The organism is Pseudalkalibacillus sp. NRS-1564, from assembly GCF_050467905.1.
Classification (GTDB): Bacteria; Bacillota; Bacilli; order Bacillales; family Guptibacillaceae; genus Guptibacillus; species Guptibacillus hwajinpoensis_B.
The window spans coordinates 1-24,538 of sequence record NZ_JBITPM010000023.1; the positions used below are offsets into that span (position 1 = coordinate 1).

28 protein-coding genes are annotated in these 24,538 nt (G+C 39.8%); 1 reads left to right on the plus strand and 27 read right to left on the minus strand.

Annotated features, from left to right (window positions below):
- A partial coding sequence (locus tag ACIFPW_RS12460) for a PAS domain-containing protein (RefSeq protein WP_430244676.1) occupies window positions 1–1,275 on the minus strand: 1,275 nt, incomplete at its 3' end.
- A 237-nt stretch (window positions 1,276–1,512) separates the two neighbouring features.
- Here ACIFPW_RS12460 and ACIFPW_RS12465 point away from each other — a divergent pair.
- Window positions 1,513–1,752 (plus strand): DUF2627 domain-containing protein, encoded by a 240-nt coding sequence (locus tag ACIFPW_RS12465; protein WP_430244680.1) that lies wholly within the window; start codon window positions 1,513–1,515, stop codon window positions 1,750–1,752.
- Between the two features lie 65 nt (window positions 1,753–1,817).
- Here ACIFPW_RS12465 and spo0A read toward each other — a convergent pair whose 3' ends face one another.
- The 26 genes from spo0A to ACIFPW_RS12595 all read right to left on the minus strand — a co-directional run bounded on the left by spo0A (window position 1,818) and on the right by ACIFPW_RS12595 (window position 24,507).
- Window positions 1,818–2,639 carry a sporulation transcription factor Spo0A gene (gene spo0A, locus ACIFPW_RS12470; RefSeq protein WP_430244707.1) on the minus strand — a complete coding sequence of 274 codons (822 nt, stop codon included), beginning with the start codon at window positions 2,637–2,639 and terminating at the stop codon, window positions 1,818–1,820.
- Window positions 2,640–2,861: 222 nt separating this feature from the next.
- Window positions 2,862–4,157 carry a SpoIVB peptidase gene (gene spoIVB / locus ACIFPW_RS12475; protein WP_430244683.1) on the minus strand — a complete coding sequence of 432 codons (1,296 nt, stop codon included), beginning with the start codon at window positions 4,155–4,157 and terminating at the stop codon, window positions 2,862–2,864.
- A gap of 124 nt (window positions 4,158–4,281) precedes the next feature.
- Entirely contained in the window at window positions 4,282–5,976 is a 1,695-nt protein-coding gene (gene recN / locus ACIFPW_RS12480) for a DNA repair protein RecN (protein ID WP_194222101.1), read from the minus strand.
- 35 nt (window positions 5,977–6,011) lie between these two features.
- Window positions 6,012–6,461: a transcriptional regulator AhrC/ArgR gene (gene ahrC, locus ACIFPW_RS12485; protein ID WP_098444159.1), complete on the minus strand. Its 450-nt coding sequence runs from the start codon at window positions 6,459–6,461 to the stop codon at window positions 6,012–6,014.
- Window positions 6,462–6,639: 178 nt separating this feature from the next.
- Window positions 6,640–7,446, minus strand: coding sequence for a TlyA family RNA methyltransferase (locus tag ACIFPW_RS12490; RefSeq protein WP_430244686.1), 807 nt, complete (start codon window positions 7,444–7,446; stop codon window positions 6,640–6,642).
- Window positions 7,447–7,452: 6 nt separating this feature from the next.
- On the minus strand, window positions 7,453–9,345 hold the full coding sequence (dxs, locus tag ACIFPW_RS12495; protein ID WP_430244688.1) for a 1-deoxy-D-xylulose-5-phosphate synthase: 1,893 nt from the start codon (window positions 9,343–9,345) through the stop codon (window positions 7,453–7,455).
- 18 nt (window positions 9,346–9,363) lie between these two features.
- Window positions 9,364–9,972 (minus strand): hypothetical protein, encoded by a 609-nt coding sequence (locus tag ACIFPW_RS12500; RefSeq protein ID WP_194222104.1) that lies wholly within the window; start codon window positions 9,970–9,972, stop codon window positions 9,364–9,366.
- 768 nt (window positions 9,973–10,740) lie between these two features.
- Window positions 10,741–11,622, minus strand: a complete 882-nt coding sequence (locus ACIFPW_RS12505) for a polyprenyl synthetase family protein (protein WP_242057410.1) — start codon at window positions 11,620–11,622, stop codon at window positions 10,741–10,743.
- Entirely contained in the window at window positions 11,619–11,855 is a 237-nt protein-coding gene (locus tag ACIFPW_RS12510) for an exodeoxyribonuclease VII small subunit (protein WP_194222105.1), read from the minus strand. Before ACIFPW_RS12510 ends, ACIFPW_RS12505 begins: the two co-directional genes overlap by 4 nt.
- Window positions 11,842–13,200 (minus strand): exodeoxyribonuclease VII large subunit, encoded by a 1,359-nt coding sequence (gene xseA, locus ACIFPW_RS12515; RefSeq protein WP_194222106.1) that lies wholly within the window; start codon window positions 13,198–13,200, stop codon window positions 11,842–11,844. The genes ACIFPW_RS12510 and xseA overlap by 14 nt, the downstream gene beginning before the upstream one ends.
- Before the next feature lie 21 nt (window positions 13,201–13,221).
- Window positions 13,222–13,608 (minus strand): transcription antitermination factor NusB, encoded by a 387-nt coding sequence (gene nusB, locus ACIFPW_RS12520; protein WP_404681630.1) that lies wholly within the window; start codon window positions 13,606–13,608, stop codon window positions 13,222–13,224.
- A gap of 126 nt (window positions 13,609–13,734) precedes the next feature.
- Window positions 13,735–14,130 carry an Asp23/Gls24 family envelope stress response protein gene (locus tag ACIFPW_RS12525; protein ID WP_194222108.1) on the minus strand — a complete coding sequence of 132 codons (396 nt, stop codon included), beginning with the start codon at window positions 14,128–14,130 and terminating at the stop codon, window positions 13,735–13,737.
- A gap of 10 nt (window positions 14,131–14,140) precedes the next feature.
- Window positions 14,141–15,508, minus strand: coding sequence for an acetyl-CoA carboxylase biotin carboxylase subunit (gene accC / locus ACIFPW_RS12530; RefSeq protein WP_194222109.1), 1,368 nt, complete (start codon window positions 15,506–15,508; stop codon window positions 14,141–14,143).
- An 11-nt stretch (window positions 15,509–15,519) separates the two neighbouring features.
- The gene (gene accB, locus ACIFPW_RS12535; RefSeq protein ID WP_194222110.1) at window positions 15,520–16,008 is read right to left on the minus strand and encodes an acetyl-CoA carboxylase biotin carboxyl carrier protein; all 489 of its coding nucleotides are present in this window, start codon (window positions 16,006–16,008) and stop codon (window positions 15,520–15,522) included.
- A gap of 440 nt (window positions 16,009–16,448) precedes the next feature.
- Window positions 16,449–17,012 (minus strand): SpoIIIAH-like family protein, encoded by a 564-nt coding sequence (locus ACIFPW_RS12540; protein WP_194222111.1) that lies wholly within the window; start codon window positions 17,010–17,012, stop codon window positions 16,449–16,451.
- Entirely contained in the window at window positions 17,013–17,651 is a 639-nt protein-coding gene (spoIIIAG, locus tag ACIFPW_RS12545) for a stage III sporulation protein AG (RefSeq protein WP_430244693.1), read from the minus strand.
- A 5-nt stretch (window positions 17,652–17,656) separates the two neighbouring features.
- Complete coding sequence (gene spoIIIAF, locus ACIFPW_RS12550; protein WP_430244695.1) at window positions 17,657–18,262, minus strand: stage III sporulation protein AF; 606 nt, start codon at window positions 18,260–18,262, stop codon at window positions 17,657–17,659.
- 10 nt (window positions 18,263–18,272) lie between these two features.
- Complete coding sequence (gene spoIIIAE / locus ACIFPW_RS12555; RefSeq protein ID WP_408962615.1) at window positions 18,273–19,463, minus strand: stage III sporulation protein AE; 1,191 nt, start codon at window positions 19,461–19,463, stop codon at window positions 18,273–18,275.
- Window positions 19,464–19,478: 15 nt separating this feature from the next.
- Window positions 19,479–19,868: a stage III sporulation protein AD gene (gene spoIIIAD, locus ACIFPW_RS12560; protein ID WP_194222342.1), complete on the minus strand. Its 390-nt coding sequence runs from the start codon at window positions 19,866–19,868 to the stop codon at window positions 19,479–19,481.
- A gap of 12 nt (window positions 19,869–19,880) precedes the next feature.
- On the minus strand, window positions 19,881–20,087 hold the full coding sequence (gene spoIIIAC / locus ACIFPW_RS12565; RefSeq protein ID WP_048308951.1) for a stage III sporulation protein AC: 207 nt from the start codon (window positions 20,085–20,087) through the stop codon (window positions 19,881–19,883).
- 19 nt (window positions 20,088–20,106) lie between these two features.
- Complete coding sequence (spoIIIAB, locus tag ACIFPW_RS12570) at window positions 20,107–20,619, minus strand: stage III sporulation protein SpoIIIAB (protein ID WP_194222114.1); 513 nt, start codon at window positions 20,617–20,619, stop codon at window positions 20,107–20,109.
- A 1-nt stretch (window position 20,620) separates the two neighbouring features.
- Window positions 20,621–21,556 (minus strand): stage III sporulation protein AA, encoded by a 936-nt coding sequence (gene spoIIIAA / locus ACIFPW_RS12575; protein ID WP_430244698.1) that lies wholly within the window; start codon window positions 21,554–21,556, stop codon window positions 20,621–20,623.
- A gap of 76 nt (window positions 21,557–21,632) precedes the next feature.
- Entirely contained in the window at window positions 21,633–21,893 is a 261-nt protein-coding gene (locus ACIFPW_RS12580) for a DUF2619 domain-containing protein (RefSeq protein WP_430244700.1), read from the minus strand.
- Between the two features lie 206 nt (window positions 21,894–22,099).
- Complete coding sequence (locus ACIFPW_RS12585) at window positions 22,100–22,759, minus strand: TetR/AcrR family transcriptional regulator (RefSeq protein ID WP_430244701.1); 660 nt, start codon at window positions 22,757–22,759, stop codon at window positions 22,100–22,102.
- Between the two features lie 15 nt (window positions 22,760–22,774).
- On the minus strand, window positions 22,775–23,788 hold the full coding sequence (locus ACIFPW_RS12590) for an ABC transporter permease (protein ID WP_430244703.1): 1,014 nt from the start codon (window positions 23,786–23,788) through the stop codon (window positions 22,775–22,777).
- On the minus strand, window positions 23,785–24,507 hold the full coding sequence (locus tag ACIFPW_RS12595) for an ABC transporter ATP-binding protein (protein WP_430244705.1): 723 nt from the start codon (window positions 24,505–24,507) through the stop codon (window positions 23,785–23,787). Before ACIFPW_RS12595 ends, ACIFPW_RS12590 begins: the two co-directional genes overlap by 4 nt.
- Between the last annotated feature and the right edge of the window lie 31 nt (window positions 24,508–24,538).

Here is a 24,538-nt window from a genome sequence, read left to right on the forward strand (position 1 = left end):
GTTCACTCTAACAAACTTGTTGTACTTACGATCACTGGCATTATGTATGGCATGTGCAAATAGTTCTTTCCCAGTCCCGGATTCTCCACGGAGGAGCACGGTTGCTGGTGTAGAGGCTGCAAGCTTTGCTTGCTGGACAGAAAACGTCATTTCTTCTGATTTCCCTATAATATCTTCAAATGAATATTTCGCTTCAAGCGTTCGAATAATTTGTCTTGCTCTCTGCAGTTGACTATTCAATGAATGAAGTTCTGAAATATCGTGAATGACGCCTACACTGCCCTTCAATCTGCCATCGACAATAACCGGAGAAACATTAACAACAACTTCTCTCTTACTCGGTCCAACCTTCATCTGAACACCACGCACAGGCTTCCTGGTCCTTAATACACGCATATGCATGCTTTCACCTTCAGATATGTCTGTACTCGCCGGCTTGCCAATAACTTGGTCATGTTCAAGACCCGTTAACCTCGTATAAGCCGGATTGATCATTAGACCTTTCCCTTGTTCATCAACAACAGAAATCGCTTCATCAGATGATTGAATAATGGCTTCAAGCATTGACTGCACGCTTTTTAAATTAGTAACTTCTTGTGCCATTTGCTCAATAGCTGTCATGTCTTTAAAAACCGCTAATGCGCCAATTCGTCTGCCTTCATCATCAAACATCGGGATTCGTGTCGTAATAATTTTTTTCCCATTTGGAAGAAGCTGCTCTTGATTAATTTCCGGCTGGCCGGAAGATAAAACCCGAGGCAACATGCTAGAGGCCATGAGAGACCCAATTATTTTTCCACCAGCATGTGTTTTGGAAATTCCGGTAATTTTCTCAGCACTCCGATTAAATAACGTCACTTCTTCATTTATATTGACCGCAATCATACCGTCATGAGTAGAATCAAGAATAATTTCCTGCTGTTTTGATTGATGGCGCAAAGTGTCAATTAAATCTTCTTTTTCTTCAATTAACTTAAGGACGATGTTAGCAACTGAACCTGGAATCAATACAGTATGCTTCTCTCGCATGTCTCTAATCTCTTCAAAAACACTCTCATTTCCAGTAGCTTCAACAATGACATCGATTTCAAAACGCTTTAGTGCAACTTTCCAATTGTCAAAAACAGCAATGCCGCTTTGACGAGCTTTAAGAATACCAGGCGCATCTAAATTACAATCAACCATTGCAATAACATTCATCATTTCAGTCTCTTGTAAGATATCCAAAAGTGCTACCCCGCCTTTTCCGGCACCTACAATCATACATGTTCGCAAATATTCATCACCTGCATCCTATACATGCAATATATTTCATACCTATCATACATCTCTTTTCTTATTTTGACAAATCATGCATGGTTCACTTTTTTGACTATGTTAACTTATCGTGTTGATTATCCATTTAGTATTTCTCAATGCCGTTGTAACAAAATCCGGTACAAACACGCATAGACACTTTATTCAGAGTTCGCTACAATAACACTAGTGATGTCTAGAAAGGGTGCGCGGGTAATGAGGTTAATCGCTTTACTTATCGTATTAATTCCAGGGATTTTAGGAGTAATCGGTATTAAATTAATGAGAGACGTTCTTTTCGGTGTACTTAACCCACCGTTCAATTCTCTTATTGTTCAATTCATTCTCGGTCTAGTCTTTCTTATAGCCGGTCTTTCTTTTGTCGGTGGGTTTATTTTCTATCGTGATCGTAAGCGAAATAAAGTGCAGCAGAAATTTTCTTCAAAGAAACAATAACAAAAAAACAAAGCCCTTTTGATTTCGGGCTTTGTTTTTCGTTATAAATTATTTAATAGTGCACTTTACCTGCTATGAGAATAATTATCCATATTGTGCTCAATGCGAAGCTTATCGGCAACCATCGCAATGAATTCACTATTTGTTGGTTTTGCTTTTGACATGCTTACTGTATAACCAAACAGATTGGAAATAGACTCCACATTCCCTCGACTCCATGCTACTTCGATTGCATGACGGATAGCCCGCTCAACTCTTGAAGAGGTTGTATTGAATTTCTTTGCGATATCTGGATACAAGACCTTCGTAATAGATCCAAGTAGTTCAATATCATTGTAAACCATCGTGATCGCTTCTCTCAAATACATGTAACCTTTAATATGTGCAGGAACTCCAATTTCATGAATAATACTAGTGATACTTGCATCAAGGTTTCTTGGTCTGTTTTCTCGTTGCGGGCGTTTGTATGATCCGCCATTTGTGGTAAACGTTGTTTTCTTACCACTTACCTGCCTCACATGGCTTGCCAAATTATCCATATCAAACGGCTTCAAAATAAAGTAGGATGCTCCAAGGTCCACAGCTTTTTTGGTTACATCCTCTTGTCCGAACGCAGTAAGCATAATAACGCTACAAGTGTAATTCATTTCACGTAAGCGTTCCAGAACTGCTAGGCCATCGAGATGAGGCATGATAATATCTAGAACAAGTACATCAGGCTCGTGATCTTCAAGCACTTCCAAGCACTCCTGACCATTGGAAGCGGTTCCGACTACCTCCATATCCTCCTGTCGTGACATATATTCCTCAATCAAATTAACTAATTCGCGATTATCATCAGCTAAACATACTTTTATTTTTTTGTATGGTTCCGTCTCTCCTTCCACAAGTTTGGTTACCGTAGTATAGACATTCAACGGATTTGGTAAATTTCCTCTAAAATTTCTAAAAACTTTTAAAAACAATATTTATTCCACATAATTCTTAGCTATTCTTCAATTTACTACACGTTACTACTTTTTCTGAATACTCTTTCAATTTTGTCGAATTTTCTTCATCCACAGTATATCATGGTTGAAAAACGAAAGAAAGCGAACAGTGAGCTTTTTTTAGCTCGCTGTTCGCTTCTCATGACGACTTTCTTCATAAATATTAATCCCAGCCTCTTCAAGCATCCATTCAATGTGAACACCATAGCCTGAAGTGGAATCATTGACGAACACATGCGTGACTGCACCGATTACTTTTCCCTCTTGAATAATCGGACTTCCACTCATTCCCTGTACAATTCCACCTGTTTCTTTTAATAGTTCAGAATCCGTTACCTTAATAACCATTCCTTTTGTAGCTGGAAACTTCTGTGGTATTGAACTGATCACTTCTACATCGTATTCTTTTACTTCACTACCTTTAACCACTGTTAATATTTTGGCAGGACCTTCCTTCACTTGGTGAGAAAGTGCAATAGGCATTGGTTGGTCATACATGCCTTTTTTGACTTCATTATTCATTTCTCCAAAGATTCCAAATGGACTGTTGCGCGTAATCGTTCCAAGCTTTTGGGCCGTATTAGAAAATCTAGCCAGCTTCTCACCTGGATGTCCATTGCTCCCTTTTTCAATAGAAGTGACAGATGATGGATAAATTTCTCCATGGTTCACTACAATTGGCTTTTTTGTATCCATATCAGATATAACGTGTCCGAGTGCACCATACTTCTTTGTATTAGGATGGTAAAATGTTAATGTTCCAACTCCAGCTGCAGAATCACGTATATATAATCCAATCCGGTATGATTCATTTTGTTTATCTTTCACCGGAATCAGCTTCTTACTTAATTCTTCATTTTCTCTCACGATTGTAACTTTTAGTGCATTACCGTCGCTACCGGCTTTCTTAACAATTGTTCCAATATCACTCATTTTCTTAACGGTCTGACCATTGATCTTAGTAATAATATCGCCAACTTGTATATCTGCTATTTCTCCCGGAGAACGATCTCCCTCATTTGTATGAATTAAATGGTGGCCAACTACTAACACCCCACGTGTGTTTAATTTAACACCTATAGACTGTCCTCCAGGTATAACCTTAAAATCAGGAAGAACTTTCACGCCAACTTTTTTGACCGGGAAATCGCCTACCGTTAAATCCAGAATATCAGAACCGCTTTTTTTGCCGTTTATCGTAAGGTTGCTTTGCTGCTGATCTAGGCTTGCCACTTCTGTACTTCCTAGCGAAGCAACAGCGGGTATTACAGATGAGATCCTAGTTTGATCTCCTTCGAACATGATAATCTCGTCTGGGATAGTTAAAAATAATTGTACTGGCTTTGAAAAACCAAGTGCAATTAAAAAACCAAGGAGAACTACGCCTAACAATTTACGAAACATCTCTATCTTCAATCCTTCACTCTCCTCGCTCTTGCTCACACCTCCAACATGGCTGTATCTATAATTTTGCCTTGAGTCGCGGTTATTATAACCTCTAAAAATGAAAATGCTACCCTGAGTTGGATAGCATTTCAAATCATGATTTTATTTGGTTCGCTTGATGCAATAATTCTCTCGCATGTTTCTTTGTTAGCTCTGTCATTTCAGCGCCAGATATCATTCTTCCAAGTTCTTCAATTTGTTCTTCATCACTTAAATTACCAACACTTGTCTTTGTTCGCCCTTCACCCGTTTCTTCTTTAGAAATATAAAGGTGATGGTCAGCCATTGCGGCAACCTGAGGAAGATGTGTAATAACAAGAACTTGTGAACCAGAAGAAAGGCGCTGAATCTTCTCAGCCATCGCTTGAGCAACTCTTCCACTAACACCTGTATCAACCTCATCAAAAATAATAGAGGTTATTCCCTGGTGTTTTGAAAAGATGGATTTTAACGCTAGCATTATACGTGATAATTCTCCGCCAGATGCTGTTTTTGAAAGCTCTTTAAGCGGCTCACCTGGATTTGTAGAGATCATGAAATCAATATCATCTTGTCCTGATCTGTGAAAGGATTCTTTTTTATTATTTAAGTCGTTAAAATGAATAGCAAATTCTGTCTTTCCCATATATAAATCTCTAAGTTCATGATGAATCGCCTCTACAAGATCACTGGCGACCTTTTTACGAAGTCTTGTAAGGTTTTCCGCTTCTACGGTCAGGTCCGCTTTAATACCTTTTAAATTGGATTCAAGCTCTTCTACGCGGTCTTCTCTATTTACAAGTTCATCGACTTCATCTTCAATAGAAGCAGCATATTCCAAAATTTCTTCTACCGATTCACCGTATTTCCTTTTGAGCACCTGTATTTCATTAAGACGCTCTTCTACAAAATCTAGACGAGCAGGATCAAATTCAAGTTGATCTCGATATGTATTTAACTTTCCAGCCGTTTCTTCAAGCAGATAAAATTGATTAGCTACTTCTTCGTGGTATCCTTGTAATTCCTCATCAAGATCAGTTACTGATTCAAGTTGCGCCATCGCAAGTCCTACCCAGTCTAATCCTTTATTATCTCCATGCAGGGAATGATAGACATCTTGAAGAGCAGAAAATAATTTCTCAAAATTGCCAAGACGTAGCTTCTCTTCCATTAATTCTTCATCTTCATTTGGAGATAATTCTGCTTTTGAAATTTCTTCAAGTTGGTATTGAATTAAATCTAATCTATGTGCCATTTGTTGTTCGTTTTCTGTCAGATTCTTCATCTGCTGCTGAATTTTCTTGTATCTTTGAAAAATGTCTCGATATTCCACTAACGCCGGACTAATAGCACGGTCACCAAATTGATCGAGCAACGTTAAATGTTTGTCTGATTGCATCAAATCTTGGTGTTCATGCTGCCCATGTATATCAATAAGTGTTTGACCAATTTCCCTTAAAATCCCGAGTGTGACTAACTTTCCATTGACTCGACAAATGCTCTTACCAGTATTTGAGATATCACGTCGCAATACGACCATATCATCAGTAAACTCAATCCCAACGTCCTCAAGTTTTTGAACTGTTGGATGCTCAGGTTCAATGTGAAACAACCCTTCGATTTCTGCTTTTTTTGTTCCATAACGAACGAATTCAGCAGAACCTCTCCCACCAACTAAAAGTCCAATGGCATCTATGATAATGGATTTACCTGCGCCCGTTTCTCCAGTAAGGACTGTTAATCCACGATCAAATGAAACGGTGATCGCTTCTATGATCGCAAAATTACGAATGGATAGTTCCGCTAACATATTCTCCCACCTTCAAAAGATCCTCTTTCATTTTCCTAAAGCATGTCAATAAAGCGTTGTGATAACATAGGTGCAGCATCAGCACTTTTGCAAATGATTAATATAGTATCATCTCCGCTAATGTTTCCCATGATTTCTTCCCAGTCTAAATTATCTATTAGCGCACCAATCGCATTCGCATTACCAGGAAGCGTTTTCATAACGATAAGATGATCCGCATGATCTATGCTAATAAATGCATCTGTTAATGTTCTCTTCAATTTCTGAAGTGGATTAAAGCGCTGATCTGCAGGAAGACTGTATTTGTATCTACCATCAATTGTTGGCACTTTAACAAGATGAAGTTCTTTAATATCCCGTGAAACAGTGGCTTGAGTTACATTAAAGCCAGCGCTCTTCAGGCAATACACAAGTTCATCTTGTGTTTCAACATCTTGATTGGCAATCATTTCACGAATTTTGATATGACGTTGTCCTTTATTCATTGTATAACCTCCAGAAGTTCCGGTAAGTAAAATCTGACAGCCTTATTATATAGCCACGCTTCTCTTTTGTATAGACCCTCATAAATATTCACTCGTAAAAAGATATTTTCTGGACTAAATACGAATATCTTCTCTGGTACAGTGACGAACGAGAAAAAGGACACACAGCGTGTATCCTCTATAACTTTTGATGCGCTTCTTCTACAACTTCTTCAGGCGTAGGAATTGTTTCGTTAACCATATCCTGCTGCCAGCCCAAGTATAATAGAAATTCGATATTTCCTTCACCACCGGTTATTGGAGAAAAAGAGATGCCTTTGATCTGATAGCCTTCTTTAGTCGCGAAGTCCATCATTTCTGTTAGTACACGTAAGTGAATTTTTTTATCACGTACGATTCCTTTTTTCCCAACTTCTCCTCTTCCAGCTTCGAATTGAGGTTTTACAAGTGCAATCACTTCTCCATTTTCTTTTAGGATCTGCTTAAGAACTGGCAAAATCAACTTTAAGGAAATAAAAGAGACATCTATGGTTGCAAGATCTGGCAACCCCTGTTCAAAGTCTGCTTTCTCTGCATATCTAAAATTTGTTCTTTCTTTAACAACTACTCGGTCATCTACACGTAATTTCCAAGCTAATTGATTATAACCAACATCAAGTGCATACACGAGTGAAGCACCATTTTGCAGCGCGCAATCCGTAAACCCACCTGTAGATGAGCCGATATCCAATACAACTTTGTTTTCGGTGAGAAGAGAGAAGACGTTAATCGCCTTCTCAAGTTTTAAACCACCGCGTCCAACATAACGAAGCGTATCACCTTTTATTTGTAAACTAATGTCTTCTGCTACTTTCACACCCGGCTTGTCCATTCTTTCTGTTTCCGAAAATACAAGGCCAGCCATGATCGCTCTTTTTGCTTTTTCTCTTGTATCGATTAGTCCACGATTAACAAGGATTACATCAAGTCTTTCCTTCTTAGCCATTCTCTTTTATGCCCTCTTTTGTTTTGCTGGAATTATTTTCTTTGCTTTCGCAACAATATCATCTGGAGTTAAGCCGATTTCTTTTAATAGTTCATTGACACTGCCGTGTTCAATATATGCATCTGGTATGCCCATTCTTTGAATTGTACCGTGTTGATAACCGCTGTCGTTCACATACTCAAGTACAGCACTACCAAATCCACCTTGAAGAATCGCTTCCTCCACTGTTAACATCGGAATTCCTTCTTGCATAAGTTCAGCCATCATTTTCTCATCAAGAGGCTTAATAAAACGAGCATTAATTACTCGAGCTGAGATGCCTTCTTGTTCAAGTTTCTCTGCAGCTTTCAAAAGGTCTTGAAGCGTAGGACCAAAAGAAAGGAGTGCGACATCTGTTCCTTCGCGAATGACTTCCCAAGTGCCAATTGGAATTTCTTTTAAGTCTTCATCCATCTTCGCACCGATGCCATTTCCTCGCGGATACCGAACTGCAATCGGGCCTTGATTATACTTCATTCCAGTATTCACCATATGTTGCAATTCATTCTCATCTTTAGCCATCATTAAGACCATGTTCGGTAAATGACGAAGGAACGAGATATCGAATACTCCCTGATGTGTTTCCCCGTCTGCTCCTACAAGACCAGAACGATCAACTGCAAGAAATACGTTTAGGTTCTGCCTGCACACGTCGTGGACAAGCTGATCATAGGCTCTTTGGAGAAACGTGGAGTAGATAGATAAGACAGGCTTCAGGTTTTGTGTTGCAAGTCCTGCTGCCATCGTTGTAGCATGCTGTTCTGCAATTCCTACATCAAAAAGTCTTTCTGGAAATTGCTTTTCGAACGCTTCCCATTTTGAACCAACTGTCATAGCTGGTGTAATAACAGAAATGCGATCATCTTTTTCAGCGAGCTTCCGTACCGTTTCACTTACTACCTTGCTATAGCCTGGGGCAGCAACTTTCGGTTTAATCTGTTCCCCAGCTTCGATTTTATAAGGACTCACACCGTGCCATACACCGATTTGATCGCTTTCAGCCGGTTGATAACCTTTTCCTTTTTTTGTTAACACATGTATAAGGACGGGCCCTTTTGTTTTCTTAGCGTACTTAATATTATCCATTAGAGCTTCAACGTCATGCCCATCTACTGGTCCAAGGTAGGTGAATCCAAGTTCCTCAAAGAAAATACCAGACACCAATAGATATTTCAGAGCATCTTTAACACGCTCAGCAGTCGATGCAAGCGCACCGCCGAAAGCAGGGATTTTCTTAAGCAAATATTCAAGCTCTTCTTTCGCTTTATGATATTTACCTGCTGTACGAAGTTTTCCTAGAATATTATGAAGCGCTCCAACGTTAGGAGCAATCGACATTTCGTTATCATTTAAGATCACTAGCATATCTTTCTGCTCATGACCAATATGATTGAGCGCTTCTAAGGCCATTCCACCTGTTAATGCGCCATCCCCTATGATCGCGACAACACTCTCGTCGCTTCCTTTCATATCACGAGCAGCAGCCATACCCATCGCCGCAGATAATGATGTAGAACTATGACCAGTTTCCCAAACGTCATGCTCACTCTCATTTCGCTTAGGGAATCCACAAAGACCTTTGTATTTTCGCAAAGTATCAAATCTAGAAGCTCGTCCTGTCAGAATTTTATGAACGTATGCTTGGTGTCCTACATCCCAGATAAATTTATCTTTTGGACTATCATAAATTTTGTGAAGAACGATTGTCAGTTCAACCACACCAAGGTTAGGACCAAGATGTCCACCAGTTTCAGACAATTTATTAATTAAAAAACTTCTAACTTCTTCTGCAAGCTCGGTCATTTCATTGATATCATAATTTTTGAGAAACTTAGGATTCTCAATCTTTTCTAAATCCATGGGAATGTCCTCCCCTTCTTATTTCGATTTACGGTTTCCCTTTTTCTTTTTGGATTGGTTGCCTACCATTTTAATTTTAAATGTTTTTTCTACATAATATAAGAACCGACCTACTTGAAAAATGATTCCAGTAGAAAAATGGATCGCAAACGTTTTTCCGAGCGCTTTTCCTCCGACCGTCAACGCAGCTATGACGCTGGTAAATACTACTGATACTATATATTGAAACAAAGATCCATCGCTATGTCCAAGTTGAAGTGTTAATTGTACGACAACGGTTGCGGAGGCTGTACCACTTATAATACCCGAAATATCACCAATTACATCATTACAGAAGCTTGCTACGCGATCTGCGTTACGTGTAACAAAAATTGCATGCTTCGCCCCGGTTAGGCGTTCAGCAGCCATGGCGTGGAAGGGTACCTCATTTGCTGCTGTTGAAGCAACCCCAATTGTATCAAAGAAAATACCAATTAGAACGATTAATAATACTACAATCATACCAATTGCCCAAGATACACCACTTAATACTGCCGTCGATATAATTGAAAAAATAGCCGCTAACACAAGTGTGATAACGGCAATAGCTAAACTCCAGTTTATGGATTTTGATACGGAAGCTTTCATATCTACTCCTTGTCCATTATATAATTACATAAAAATAGGTATCCATCTGGCAGGAATTCATGGGGTCAGTTCGTTTCCCCCTGTTCCCTGTCAGTTGAACACCCCTTTACTCATATGTATTGAAGAGTGGTCACTTAAAGAGTAAAGACTGCGGCTTAGGTCCAGTAGGTTTTCCCAGATAGATACCTGAACGTCGCCATTCAGGCGGTTTCCCTTTATATCTATCTTAGCGTAGTCACCATGCGCTAGACTGGATTACCACTTAGTCCGCACTATAATCCCCTTTAAGTGTCACTCGGAACAGTCTAGGAGTTTTCCTCAACAGTTCCACACATTTCCTAGCCTCTTTTGCAGAGCAGATTTCATATGGGTGGTAGGAAAAAAGCGGCCGGCCGAGCTGCAAATTTCCAATAATCCATAATCCCCTCTAGCTCCACTCAAGGCAGGCTACGCTGTTCAACTGCGTTCCCATGCAGCTGCAACAGGTTCATACCCCAATTCATAGCAGGCAGCGTTAACCGCTCTACTACAAGAATGGGCCTCCGCGGAAGCAGGGTCAACGCCCACATGCCTTTGTGGATCGCCCTGCGACCTTAACTCCCAGCATCGACCCAAGTCTGGGCGACTCAAGCCAACACCAGGAACTTCATCGATGTGCCCTATGGCGGATTTTTAGGCCCGCCTTCAGAAATGGCGAACTGACTAGAATACTGCACCACTCAATCTTAACTTATTATACCACAGGTTATGATTATGCTCAATTATATGTTAATGATCACGCTCTACAATAAACTTTGCAATCGACCTTAATCTATTTTCCTTTATGTTAGCGGCAGAAAGGTGAGATAATCCCTCATCAAAATGATGCTTTAATTTTTCTTTAGCGCCCTTTAAGGACAGAAGCTTAGGATATGTGCTTTTCTCGTTATTCTCATCACTTCCTGGTTGTTTACCAATCTTGCCTTCATCTCCTTCAACATCAAGGATATCGTCACTTATTTGGAAAGATAACCCGATGTGCTCACCGAATGCTTGGAGATGTTCCCGTTGAAGTGGCGAAGCATTTCCAATAATCGCCCCTGCCATAATGGAAAACATAAGAAGCTTCCCAGTCTTATGATGATGAATATACTCAAGTTGTTCTAACGTTAATGCTTGTTTTTCACCATCCAAATCTGCCATTTGCCCCCCAACCATACCCGAAGGTCCAGCAGCATGAGACAATAACTTAATAAGCTCTACTTTTTGCTCGCTCGTTAAGTTGGAGTCTGCAATAAGTTCAAAGCTTTGGGTTAAAAGGGCATCACCAGCTAGAATAGCCGCCGCTTCGCCGAAAACGATGTGGTTTGTAGGTTTTCCTCGACGCAAATCATCATTGTCCATAGCGGGCAAATCATCATGAATTAGCGAATACGTATGAATCATTTCTACAGCACAGGCAATGGGAATTGCTTGATCAATCGATTCGCCAAATGCTTCTACAGTAGCAAGCATTAATATCGGGCGGATCCGCTTCCCTCCCGCATGAATCGAATACAACATCGCTTCTTTTAATGATTCTGGCATTTCAAGATGATTAATATATGAAGGCAGTTCTTGATCAAGCAGTTTTTTACACTCATTCATATAAGAGCTAAGATCTTGGATCACGCTTCATCCTCCTGCACAGAAAAACGCTTGATTTCACCGTTTTCCTCAACAATTTGATCCATTTTCCCTTCAACGGATTGTAGTTTTTCATGACAGATGTTTGATAAGTTCATCCCCTCTTGAAAGAGTGAAATAGCTTTTTCAAGAGGAACGTTTCCCTCTTCTAAGGCCCCTACGATTTGTTCTAACTTTTCCATTGCTTCTTCAAATGTGACGTTCTCATTTTTCTCCATTCGAATCACTCTCCTCTAATCCCCATACATGGCAATCAATTTTTCCATCTGTCATTTCAAGTTTAAGAACATCTCCAGGTTGGACCTGACTAACAGACTTAATGAGTTCTTCTTCTTTATATGCAAGACTATACCCCCGCTCCATTACTTTCAATGGGCTTAATGCATTCAATTTCCCAGCAGCAAGTGAGAAATCACGTTGTTTTCCAACTAAAACACGTTGCATTTCCTTATTCAAAGAATTCTTGAGCTCTACAAGCTCTTGACTCGCTTCTTTTAGAAGTTTTTGGGGGTGCTGCTTTTTTAATTGCTTATGGTTTCGATCGACTTGTTCTTTTGTATACGACAATAACCGCTTCATATTTCTCTGCAATCGCTCTACTTGCAAATCAAGCTCTTGTTCCTTTTGCTTCAATAGTTGATCTGGATAGCGAAAAGCATAAGACTTTTGGAGGTTTGACAGCCGATCTCGATCGGAGACAAGTTTTTCTTGCATTACTCTCATGAGTCTATGTACTCTTTGATCAACTCGCTCTTTCAATTCCACTACACTAGGGACTGCTAATTCAGCAGCACCAGTTGGTGTCGGCGCTCTTAAGTCAGCAACGAAATCCGCAATCGTAAAGTCCGTTTCATGGCCTACCGCAGAAATAATCGGTACGTGCGACCTAGCAATACTTCTTGCGACTTCTTCTTCATTAAATGCCCATAGTTCTTCAATAGATCCACCGCCACGCCCCACAATCAGCACATCAATCATTTTCATCGCATTCGCCATCTCTATGGCTTGAACAATCGATCCCTTAGCACGATTTCCCTGCACGAGAACGGGAAAAACCGTAATTCGCGCAGCTGGATACCGTCTTTTAATTGTCGTGAAAATATCTCGAATGGCCGCTCCAGTAGGGGAAGTAATAACGCCAATTTCTGTAGGATAGCGTGGAATTTGCTGTTTGAGGTTATCAGAAAACAGTCCTTCAAATTCGAGTTTTCGTTTCAGCTCTTCGTAAGCTAAATAAAGATTACCAATTCCATCAGGCTGCATTTCTTTTGCGTAGAGCTGATATTGGCCATATGGCTCAAACACAGATATTTCTCCACGGATCAGTACTTTCATTCCGCTTTCGGGTTTGAATTTCATATGCCGATTATTTCCTGCAAACATGACAGCCTGAACACGTGATTTATCATCTTTAACTGTAAAGTAAAGATGTCCTCGATTGTGAAGCTTCACATTGGATAATTCGCCACGCAACCAGACATCTTGCAGTGCAGGTTCATTATCAATCATTCGCTTAACATGTCTCGTAAGCGCCGTTACCGAAATATAGCGATCCGCTTTCACAACTATCCCCTCCTACTTAAATTAGCTTTTTTGGATGATCTTAGAGAGGACACCATTCACAAAACGCCCTGATTCTTCTCCACCGAATAACTTCGCAAGTTCAACGGCTTCATTTAAACTAACGTTAACGGGTATATCATCTCTGACTACCATTTCATAAGAAGCCATGCGTAGTACTGAACGGTCAACATTTCCGATCCGATTAAATGTCCAGTTCACAAGATTTTCTTTAATGACTTCATCAATTTTTTCGAGGTTCTCAAGCGTTCCGAAGACAAGCTCAGATAGAAACTCGTCACCTTCTCCCTCATTTAAAACGTGTTGAAGAGCCTCACGTGGATCGGTGTCTGTTACATCTATTTGAAACAATACCTGGATGGCTTTTTCTCTTGCATGTCTTCTTTTCATTGCTATACTCCCTTTACGCTAATATTGCTATACCAATAAATAATAGCATACTGTAGAGGACAAATACAGGTTTTGCAATGTCCAATTGTTTTCACAAACAAAAAGCAGGGGGACAATCCCCGCTGCTTATTCTTCGTTCTCTGGTTCTTTTTTATCAAATGTAATGCCTACAACACTCACGTTGACGGCACTGATTTCTAGAGCAGTCATTGTAAGAAGGGCCTGACGGATATTTTCCTGAACCTTCTCACATACTTCCGGAATGGATAAACCATAGCTTACCACCACATAGGCATCTAAGATGATCCCATCTTCATCAAGTTCCACCTTGACGCCTTTTCGATGATCCTTTCGCCCAAAGCGTTCTACAACACCAGAGGCGAAATTCCCTCTCATCTCTGCTACACCATCAACTTCAGAAGCTGCAATACTTCCAATGACTTCGATAACTTCAGGTGAAATCTCTACTTTTCCAAGACCAGTATCGTGCTCTTCCATTTCAAATGATTGAAGTTCATTCATTCTGAACACCTCACTTAGAATTCATTGATTGCTCTGTTAAATCATATTTCTCAAGAAACTTTGTATTGAAATCGCCGCTTACAAATTTCTCATGATTCATAAGGCGCATATGGAACGGAATAGTTGTTTTAACACCTTCAACGACAAATTCTCCTAGTGCTCGCTTCATTCTAGCGATAGCTTCTTCTCGAGTATCAGCATAAGTAATCAGCTTTGCAACCATTGAATCATAAAAAGGTAAAATATCATACCCTGGATAAACAGCTGAATCAACTCGAACTCCAAATCCACCCGGCGGCAGGTACATTTCAACCTTACCAGGGGACGGCATAAACTTTTTGTCAGGATCTTCTGCGTTGATACGGCACTCAATCGCCCATCCTTTAAACGTCACATCTTCTTGTTTGTATCGAAGTTCTTCATCAGAAGCTGCTCGGATTTGTTCCTTAATTAAGTCAATACCCGTTACCATCTCAGTCACAGGGTGCTCAACTTGAATGCGCGTATTCATTTCCATAAAATAAAAATTCCCTGTTGGCTCAAAAATAAACTCCACAGTTCCTGCACCAGAATATTGAACGGCTTGAGCAGCTCGCACTGCCGCATCTCCCATTTTCTTTCTAATTGTTGCGTCAAGAGCTGGAGAAGGGGTTTCTTCCACTAGCTTTTGTAAACGCCTTTGGATAGAACAATCACGCTCACCTAGATGGATCGCATTCCCATGATTATCTGCAAGGACTTGGATCTCTACATGTCGGAAGTCTTCAATAAACTTTTCAATGTAAACCCCAGGGTTTCCAAATGCGGTAGAGGCTTCTTGTTGCGTAATATTGATTCCTTTTACTAATTCATTCTCATCCTTAGCAATACGGATTCCTTTACCGCCACCGCCAGCAGTCGCTTTAATAATGACGGGGTAACCCATTTCGTTCGCAAGAGCTACTGCCTCGTCAGCATCTTTAATAATCCCTTCAGAGCCAGGTACAATCGGAACTCCAGCTTCCTTCATTGTCGTTCTAGCAACGTCTTTCGTGCCCATGCGATTAATGGCTTCAGGACTAGGACCAACAAACGTCACATTGCATTCTCTACAAAGTTCAGCAAAATCGGCATTTTCAGCTAGAAAACCATATCCGGGATGAATGGCGTCAACCCCTGTCACAGTAGCAATACTCATGATATTTGTAAAATTTAAATAGCTGTCTTTTGCTGCTGTGGGTCCGATACAATAAGCTTCATCAGCAAGTCTAACATGAAGCGCATCTTTATCTGCCTGGGAATATACGGCTACTGTTTCTATTCCGAGCTCTTCACAAGCTCGTATGATTCTTACTGCTATCTCTCCGCGGTTAGCTACAAGTAATTTCTTAATCTCCATCCTATCATCACCTATGCTTTCACTAAAAACAGAGGCTGTCCGTATTCAACCAGCTGACCATCTTCAACTAGCATTTCTACGATTTCTCCATTTACCTCTGCTTCTATTTCATTAAAAAGCTTCATTGCTTCAATGATGCAGACTACGCTATCTTCCGAAACTTTTTCTCCTGTTTTCACATAAAGATCTGACTCTGGATTTGGACGAGCATAGAACGTTCCCACCATTGGGGATTCTATCTTATGTAATGATTCATCCTGTTTCTCTTCTTTTGGTTCTTCAGTAGCTTGCTCTTTTGAAGAAGACGCCACTTGCTTCACTGGCTCAGGTGCCTGTTGTGCAACGGGCTGCTGTACAGGCTGCTGTACAGGTGCCTCAGCATATTGTACGTCGTTTTTCTTTAAAACAATTTTAGACCCATCATTTTCGTATTCGAATTCATCAATGCTTGATTGATCAATAAGTTTGATCAATTCGCGAATTTCTTGAACTTTTAACAAGACTTCCACTCCCTGTCATCTTTTTTCAAATTTAGTATTTAGGAGGTTTTTCTGTGCAGAAGACACGCTCCAACCTATAGCAATTATAGCATAATAAAGATGTGTATTAGTATCTCCAGCATTCCATCTAACAAATCAAACCTCAGAATTAAGACCATTATATAAAAGCAGGTCCTAAGCCTATTAATCATATCATATCTTCAGTTTACTTGGTAGAAGGCATCTTTGCACACCGCCCTATTATAAGGGTAACAAACACAGAAAACGTTTTCACCTATAAAATATTATGTGGATTATCTATGTACGCTTACTTTAAAAATTGGTGCTTTATCTACTTTTGTTTATTTGGCAATAACCGCTTCATTCTGAACGAAACTTTTTTCACAATACTTTCAGAGCATAAATGGGTCAAAACAAAAAAGATGGAGTGAACTCCATCTTTACTTTGCTGCAGCCTGAAATTCAACCGCTATTCTATGGCCTTCTCCTAGCTGTTCTTCTGCTAGTACCATAATGTTGTTGGCCTCTTCATTCGAGAGTTGATCTGCTTTAACAATAACTCTTACTTTATCATCATCTAGCGTATAAACTACCGCATCGCTATACCCTTCTGACTTTATCACATTTTCCAATACAGATTCTTTTTGAGATAATGCCATCAATTCTTGACGTTGCTCATGTGCCTCATTTCTAAGGTCAGCAGATGCTTCGCTTGCAATAACTGCCGTATAGTCTTCAATCGCTGCATCTCGTTGTTCTTGAATCTCAAGTCTTATGGATGCAAAACCTTCCTCACTTGAAACACTTGAAGAAACAGCATCTCCTTCTTCTGCGTTCGTTTCTTTTGCCTCTTCTCCTTTACTTTCCTCACCACTCTGCTCTTGATCCTGATCCCCTACAAACGCTACATTATCAGTTCCAGGAGTCATAATATAATAGGCTGATAAAACAATGATTAAACTTAACATCGTCAGTAACCACACTGTTTGCTTTTTCAAAACCATTTAGGATTCCCCCTTTAATTTTTTCGGAAGCACCATGACACGGTGACTCTTGACGTCTAACAGTCTTGTTACTGCATCCACGATCATTTTCTTTACTTCCATATTCTCTGCTCCAACCGCTACCACTACAACTCCTCGTACGACAGGCTTCTTTGTACTAACAATGATAGGCTCCTGTCCGTTGTCATTTTGAATGACGACAACTTGTTCTTCACTTGACTGTTCTTCAATCTTTCTTGAACCTCCATCATTTGGAGATTCGTCCGTATATTTATCAGTAGAAGTGCTGTTTTTCTCAACGATTTTTTCTTCTGTAGAATCTAAATTTACAATAACTGTGGCATCAGAAACTCCTGCCACTTCATCTAAAGCTTCTTTCAGCTGTGTTTCGTATACATTCTCGTATTCAGCCATAGACGACGGATTGGACTTCTTTTGACTAAAGGTAGGTTCACTATCCTTTGAGCTCGCCTGCTCTGAAAACACTTCCTGGACTTGTTCAGGTGACTGGAAAAAGCTTCCGGAAAACATGAAGATAACGCCAATCCCCGCAGCAATAATCAAATATAATAACGGGATTCCCTTTTTCTTTTTAGGCTTCTTCAATTGATCAAGCCAGCTAGTTGGTTTTTCATCCACGTTCCCTACTCTCCTCCTTTCACCTGAACTCCGACTTGTTTTGGATACAGCTCCCACTCATCTGCAAGAAAGTATGCAACCTTACGAGAGAGAGTATCCGTTTCTTCGACCTCTTCCTCCTGAATATCAATTGATACGGATACAGCATCCACTTCCTTAACAGATTTTTCTGCTCCTGCTTCATTTACTGTTACTGCAATTTGATCAATATCCTTTTCCCCATCAAGATTCTTTAACTGAAGACTAACGCTTGTGATCTCGAGGTTAAACTGGTCCCTCAACTCCTTTTCTACCTGGCTTTTCATTTGGACAGCCATTTGTTCTTCAATATATGCAGCATTGGATGCTTGTATTTCACTTTTCTTTGATTCTATCTGATTTTCCATATTTACATTTTGAGTTGAGTCAGTGAGCGTTACTGTTCGGAGCATGGCATCAAAGTCTTTAGTGAAAATCGTGAGTATAGGAGATAAAATAACCGCCATTAACATTAAACCTATAACCATCTTTACATAACGCTGCATATTTGAATTTGGCAACAATAGTTCTAGAACTGTTGCTAGAAGGATTAACACAATAATATTTGTAATCCAGCCTGTAATAATATCCACACGACACCTCCTAACGCACCATTAACGTAATATTGCCAGATGCTATAATAATCGTTACAGCAAGAAAGAACATCAATGAAACAATAGCAAGGGCCGCAAATATGAACAAAATGCTTTTTGATATAACATTTAGGGATTGAATAATTGGACCACCGCCCAATGGTTGAATCACCGCTGCAGCAATATTATAGATTAGTACTAGTGATAATACTTTTAGCGCCGGAAAAGCGCAGATCATTAAGAGAATGACAACCCCAGCTAAGCCCACCGTGTTTTTTAATAGAACAGAGGCGCTTAACACCGTGTCGGTGGCATCTGTAAACATCCGACCAACGACTGGGATAAAGTTACCCGTTACAAATTTCGCAGCTCTTATCGTAACGCCATCCGCTACCGCAGTTGTCGCACCTTGTACTGAAATAACCCCTAAAAAAACCGCAAAGAAAACGCCAAGAGTTCCTATCGCTACATTTCGTAATAAATTAGAAAGCTGGGTAACCTTGTACTGCTCACTGATAGTACTTACAATAGCGAGGACCGCTGATAGAAAGAGCATTGGAAGTACAAACTTCTGAATAAGTAATCCACCAGTATTTACAAGAAATAAGACGATCGGATGAAAGAAAGCAACAGAAGCTACTCCACCCACAGATGCCATTAAAGCTAAAAGCAATGGAATTAATGCAAGTAAGAATCCCATCATGTTAGCTATAGCATCTTCTGTATACTGAATCGCAACATGAAAGCTATTTAGTGCCAGGATAATTAAAACCATATAAATAATGCCATACGCTACTGTACTAACTGCTTTATGTTCAAATGCATTTTGCATGTTCTGCAGAAGGATACTAAAGATTGTAAGAAGGATCAGACTCCCAAGAAGCTTTCCATGCACAAGCAGTTCATGGAAGAGAAACTTTAGTAGGCCAATAAAATACGCTTTTAAAGATATCTGCTTTTCTCCTTTAATGAATTCCATAAAGGAGCCTTTCTGACTTTCAGGTAAAAAACCCCCGTATTCTTCAATGACTTCATCCCAATAATCTTGTATTTCTTGTAAACCAAGCGTATTTAACTGCTTGTCTACAAATTGACTTGAAAGAGGCTCCTCTTCCCCTTTTGCCGCTACGGAAGATTCAAAAAACATAAGAGAAAAGCAGAGGAATAGCAGCATCAACAGCATTTTTTTCATGTGAGGCATGTCCCTCTCCCCCTCTTATGATGGTAATAATTTCAATACTGTTTCTATGATTAACGTTAAGATTGGAATTGCCATAGCAAGAATCAATAATTTACCAGCAAGTTCAATTTTCGATGCAATTGCGCCTTGACCCGCATCTCTTACAATTTGCGCACCGAATTCTGCTATATAAGCGATCCCGATAATTTTTAAAACCGTTTCCACATAAACGATTTCAACATTCGCTTTTGCTGCAAGACTCTCAAGCATACGAATAATGTGTTGAATTTCTCCTATTAAGTAGAGAAAAATTAAAGCGCCTGTGAAAACCGTAATCGTGAAGGCAAACACAGGCTTTTGCTCTTTGACCACAATAACTAGGAAGGTAGCGATTAATCCTAAGCCGACTATTTGTAAAATATCAATCGCAGTCACCCCCTACCCTTGAAAAAGGAAGACTCCTCGTATTTTCTGAAAAAGATCATCTATAATTGTAATGACCATATAAAGGACAACAATAAATCCTATTAAAGTGACCCAGTGCGCGTATTCCTCTTTTCCCATTTGCTTTAAGATTGTATGAAGCATGGCAACGATAATACCAATACCAGCTATTTGAAAAATCGTATTTACATCATGATTCATCTACGCTTCCTCCCAATGACTAAATCAAAAGTATGACAAGAAGAATACCGCCAAGTACACCAAGGCTTTTAAACATTCTTTCATATTTCATCTGATTATCTCTCGCTTCACTTTCTTCTCTCTCTAAGTGAATTAATGCCAGCTTCAGTTGCTTTTGCTCATGTTCTCGATCATGCTGACCAATGGTAGCGCCTAATTGCTTCATCACTTCTTTTTCCTCATTTTTAAAGGCAGTGTATTTCCAAACTTCCTCCATACTTTCAATCCATGCTTCATACGCAGTAGCATGGCCTGCCTCAAGCTTCCTCCTAAATGAATCAAAAAACCACGATACAGGATGACCAACCTGTCTACATATATGACTACAAGCAACGCTTAAAGGTGTCATTCCGTAAACAATCTCTGCTTCTAGTGACTGTAATGCCGCCTTCAACTGACGTAATTGGCGTGACCGTTCACTAACTGTCCTGGACCATTCCACACCTGCCCATGTGCTTGCCATAATGATGAGCACTGCACCTAGTAACTTCATGCTAGATCACCTTTTTACGTCGAATTTCCTTACCGGTTTTATCTTTAATCGCACTAATTGTTCCTGGACCATCTTCTCGCGACAGTTCGACGATACGATCAAAGCACCCCGACTTTAATAACCCCTGCATACTTGGCCTACGGTTTAAATCATCCAATTTCGTCCCATGGACTGTCACTACGAGGTTAATCCCAGCATTTATTGCTTCGATAATCGCTTCACTGTCTTCTTTTCGTCCAATTTCATCTACAATCAGTATTTCTGGACTCATGGAGCGAATCATCATCATCATTCCTTCCGCTTTTGGACAAGCGTCGAGTACATCAACACGGTCTCCCAGTCGATGTTGAGGGATCCCCTGTACACATCCAGCTATTTCTGATCGCTCATCGACAACGCCTACCTTTGCTGATGGAATCCTTCTTAATTCATCACCTTCAGCCATAAGTCGAGTTAAATCACGAAGCATCGTCGTTTTACCAGACTGAGGGGGCCCTAATATAATCGTATTCATCCATCTCCCAGCATATAGATATGATACTAGTGGTATAGCTATTCCAAGCTTTTGCTTCGCAATTCTCACATTAAATGAAGCAATATCTCTAATGGCTTTGACATGTCCATTTAGTGTAATAACCTTCCCTGCGAGGCCTACACGATGCCCTCCCTCAATCGTTACAAAACCTTTTTTAAGTTCTTCTTCCAGAGCATAGAGAGAGTAGTGACTTAGCTTATTTATCATTTGTAGACCATCTTCTTTTGAAATAAAATAGCCATGGCCATTTAAGAGAGGAAAATCCGGCTTCCCGTTAATCATGATCTCAAGTGGACGGTTAATACGCATTCGAATTTCTTCAATCGTCGATCTTTCAACAATTGAATACTGATTCAAGATTTTTTGTACATTTTCCGGAAGCACGCGAAGAACTTCTTCCAAGAATGTCCCCCCTCTCTAAGCTTGTTTCTCCCTACACTACTATTCCTGTCTTGCTTAAATTATGTCTCTACTAAATCTATGAAAGGGTTCCAATTAAAATAAAGGCAACCCCTATCATGATGAAAATAATTTTCATAATTGATAGATCACCTGCTAGACCAATCAACCCCACTGACATGGTAACTATTAAAATAATTGGGCCAACTATAGCGAGAATGGCATTAATCATCATGGCTATTCTTAGATCCTGAATAAAAAGAATAAGAATCGCTGCTGTAAGCTCGATCACACCAGAAAGTATTCGAAGCACTCCCATGACAAGAACGGAATGAATCATCTCTAGCCTCCCACAAATTGTTTGTACAACTTATGATGAATTTATGATTTTCAGAAGAAATTCGTAAATCATATAACTCATTTCATTATTGAGAAATCAGCTTCATAAAACACCGGAAGCAAATAGTTTGTTAGCTAAATTGTTACATTTAAAATATTGAACTTATTGGAGGAAAACAAAAAAACCACCCAGCGAAGGCTGGATGGTCATTTTGCTTTTAAACCATTTAATATAAATTGAACTGTCAGTTCGATCTCCTGCTCATCATCCCACTCACTCTCCGGCACCATAATGTATCGTGCAAGAAAAAAACCGAGAACGGCTGTTATCGAAAGTCTGATCGCTGAGGAAGGCGGAATTTGGATTAATTCGCCTTTCTGTTGGAAGTGGAGAATCACTTTTTCAAACCGATCAAACAAATCCTTCGCTACATGCTCGATAAATTGAGTACGAAGTTCCTCATGAAAAGGAATCTCCTGCATCAAAATCTTAACAATTGGTAAGTGCTTGTGTATGAACACCTGTCTATTTTTTACAACAGCTCTCAAAAAATCCTCATAGTGCTCATAGTTTGGTTTTAATACTTTGTCTAAATCTTTCACGATGAAAGGGGCGACCAGATGGCTCATAACAGGTGTAACAATAGCAAGCAGCAAGTCTTTCTTCGTATTATAATGGCGAAATATTGTTCCTTCCGCTACGCCTGCACGTCTCGCAATTTGACTTGTTGAGGAAGCGGAGAATCCTTTTTCCTGGAACATTTCAACTGCCGCTTTAACGATGCGTTTTTGTTTCTCAGTTAAATCTCCGGACTCGCTTACCTCTTCATCAAATAGCCATTCCATGCTGTCTTCTATCTTTTTCATAAGCTCCCCCTGACTCTAAATGCGTCGGTGTTTTTTTAGTGCGTATATATTTAAAATCATAAAACCGATTGAGAATACAAATAAAACAAGTAAATCAATCCATATTTCAGTTATTCCCTGTCCTTTAATCATAACATTTCTAAGAGCTTCAGCTCCATAATACAAAGGTGTTAACGGACCAATCCAGCTTAAATAGTTTGAAATCGTATCAAGATTAAATAATCCAGAAAAAAAGATTTGCGGTACAACAACAAGTGGTATAAACTGTATCATTTGCAATTCATTCTTTGCAAATGATGAAAGTAAAGTACCTAAAGTTAGGGCACTTAATGCTAGCAAGAGTGTAACAAGCAGTACATAAAAGAAAGAGCCTTCCATTTTTAAATCAATCACATAAATACTATATAGGGCAATGATCGCTGATTGAAACATAGTAAATAATCCGAAGCCGATCACGTACCCAATTACAAGTTCCCACCTTTTAATAGGACTAGCTAAAACTCGTTCGAGCGTCCCCTGGGTTCTCTCTCTCAAGAAAGAAACTCCAGCAATTAAAAACACAAAAAAGAAAATAAAGAAGCCAACTAGTACAGGACCAAAGTGATCAAATGAAGTCATGTCACTCGAGCCAAAAAGATAAGATACATCTAAATCCACTTCTTCGTTGTTTACCATAGAATTACTTCTAACAAGATTAATTACTGCTTGATTAATGGAGGGATCACTGCCCTCTAGATGTAGTTTCTTTTCCCCATTGCTGAAGTCAATAACTGCATCATAATCTTCTTTCAGTAGTGACTCAATGGTATCTTTTGACGTAACTTTTTTAACAATAGCATGCTCTTCTATTCTTTCGACAAGTTGATCAGGTATATTTAGGGTGCCTACTTTCAACTCGAGGTCTTCCCCGTTAAACACTAGCGATAACATCGTTAAAATGATAATTGGTGCCACAATCATTAGGCCCATCGTTCGCTTGTCATGAATAAACTGCCTCAATATACGTTTTACAACGGCTGTAATTCTCATTCCTTAACACCCCCATATGAGAGAAAAGCTTGCTCAATTGTCGTCGAATCTGTTTGTTTTTTCAATTCTTCTGGAGTTCCAACAGCAATCAAGCGACCATCTCGAATCATCCCAAGCCTTGAACATCTATCAGCTTCATCCATTACATGAGTCGTAACGAGAATGAGCACGCCCTTTTTTCTCAGATCTTCAAACGTATCCCATATCTTTTGTCGCAAGGACGGGTCTATGCCAACAGTCGGTTCATCAAGCAACAGGACTTCAGGGTCGTGCAATAAAGCGATCGCAAGTGATAAGCGACGCTTCATTCCTCCTGAGAAGTCCTCCACTCTTTTCTGAAGTTCTTTTTCTAAATCTACTACCCTCATAGCAGACAAGATACGATCTTTTCGATCACGACGACTCACACCGCTAAGCGTTGCAAAGAATTCTAAATTCTCATAAGCGGTTAGTTCACCATACAAAGCATCCGCTTGTGCCATATAACCGATCCGCTTCATTATCTTTAAATCAGGCATTCGCTCATCAAATACAGTTACCTTTCCTTCTGAAGCCTCTTCAATACCACAGAGCAGTTTGACAAATGTCGTTTTTCCAGATCCTGATGGTCCTAGCAGACCGAAAATCTCACCTTGCTTAAGTGAAATGCTAATATTATCTAAGATCGTAGTCGTGCCATATCGTTTTGTAACACTTGCTTGGATAACATCTTTTTGCATATGACCCCTCCTAAATGAGTGATTACTCACT

What these genes read in the sequence shown, in the direction of transcription:
- spoIIIAB (WP_194222114.1), bottom strand. Translation starts at nt 20,619, where the DNA reads ATGAAGTTACTAGGTGCAGTGCTCATCATTATGGCAAGCACATGGGCA.
- ACIFPW_RS12510 (WP_194222105.1), bottom strand. Translation starts at nt 11,855, where the DNA reads ATGGAGAAAAATGAGAACGTCACATTTGAAGAAGCAATGGAAAAGTTA.
- accC (WP_194222109.1), bottom strand. Translation starts at nt 15,508, where the DNA reads ATGGAGATTAAGAAATTACTTGTAGCTAACCGCGGAGAGATAGCAGTA.
- nusB (WP_404681630.1), bottom strand. Translation starts at nt 13,608, where the DNA reads ATGAAAAGAAGACATGCAAGAGAAAAAGCCATCCAGGTATTGTTTCAA.
- ACIFPW_RS12525 (WP_194222108.1), bottom strand. Translation starts at nt 14,130, where the DNA reads ATGAATGAACTTCAATCATTTGAAATGGAAGAGCACGATACTGGTCTT.
- recN (WP_194222101.1), bottom strand. Translation starts at nt 5,976, where the DNA reads ATGTTAGCGGAACTATCCATTCGTAATTTTGCGATCATAGAAGCGATC.
- ACIFPW_RS12585 (WP_430244701.1), bottom strand. Translation starts at nt 22,759, where the DNA reads ATGAAAAAGATAGAAGACAGCATGGAATGGCTATTTGATGAAGAGGTA.
- ACIFPW_RS12540 (WP_194222111.1), bottom strand. Translation starts at nt 17,012, where the DNA reads ATGGTTTTGAAAAAGCAAACAGTGTGGTTACTGACGATGTTAAGTTTA.
- dxs (WP_430244688.1), bottom strand. Translation starts at nt 9,345, where the DNA reads ATGGATTTAGAAAAGATTGAGAATCCTAAGTTTCTCAAAAATTATGAT.
- ACIFPW_RS12590 (WP_430244703.1), bottom strand. Translation starts at nt 23,788, where the DNA reads ATGAGAATTACAGCCGTTGTAAAACGTATATTGAGGCAGTTTATTCAT.
- ACIFPW_RS12580 (WP_430244700.1), bottom strand. Translation starts at nt 21,893, where the DNA reads ATGATTCATTCCGTTCTTGTCATGGGAGTGCTTCGAATACTTTCTGGT.
- spoIIIAC (WP_048308951.1), bottom strand. Translation starts at nt 20,087, where the DNA reads ATGAATCATGATGTAAATACGATTTTTCAAATAGCTGGTATTGGTATT.
- ahrC (WP_098444159.1), bottom strand. Translation starts at nt 6,461, where the DNA reads ATGAATAAAGGACAACGTCATATCAAAATTCGTGAAATGATTGCCAAT.
- ACIFPW_RS12490 (WP_430244686.1), bottom strand. Translation starts at nt 7,446, where the DNA reads ATGGCTAAGAAGGAAAGACTTGATGTAATCCTTGTTAATCGTGGACTA.
- spoIIIAE (WP_408962615.1), bottom strand. Translation starts at nt 19,463, where the DNA reads ATGCCTCACATGAAAAAAATGCTGTTGATGCTGCTATTCCTCTGCTTT.
- ACIFPW_RS12595 (WP_430244705.1), bottom strand. Translation starts at nt 24,507, where the DNA reads ATGCAAAAAGATGTTATCCAAGCAAGTGTTACAAAACGATATGGCACG.
- ACIFPW_RS12500 (WP_194222104.1), bottom strand. Translation starts at nt 9,972, where the DNA reads ATGAAAGCTTCCGTATCAAAATCCATAAACTGGAGTTTAGCTATTGCC.
- ACIFPW_RS12465 (WP_430244680.1), top strand. Translation starts at nt 1,513, where the DNA reads ATGAGGTTAATCGCTTTACTTATCGTATTAATTCCAGGGATTTTAGGA.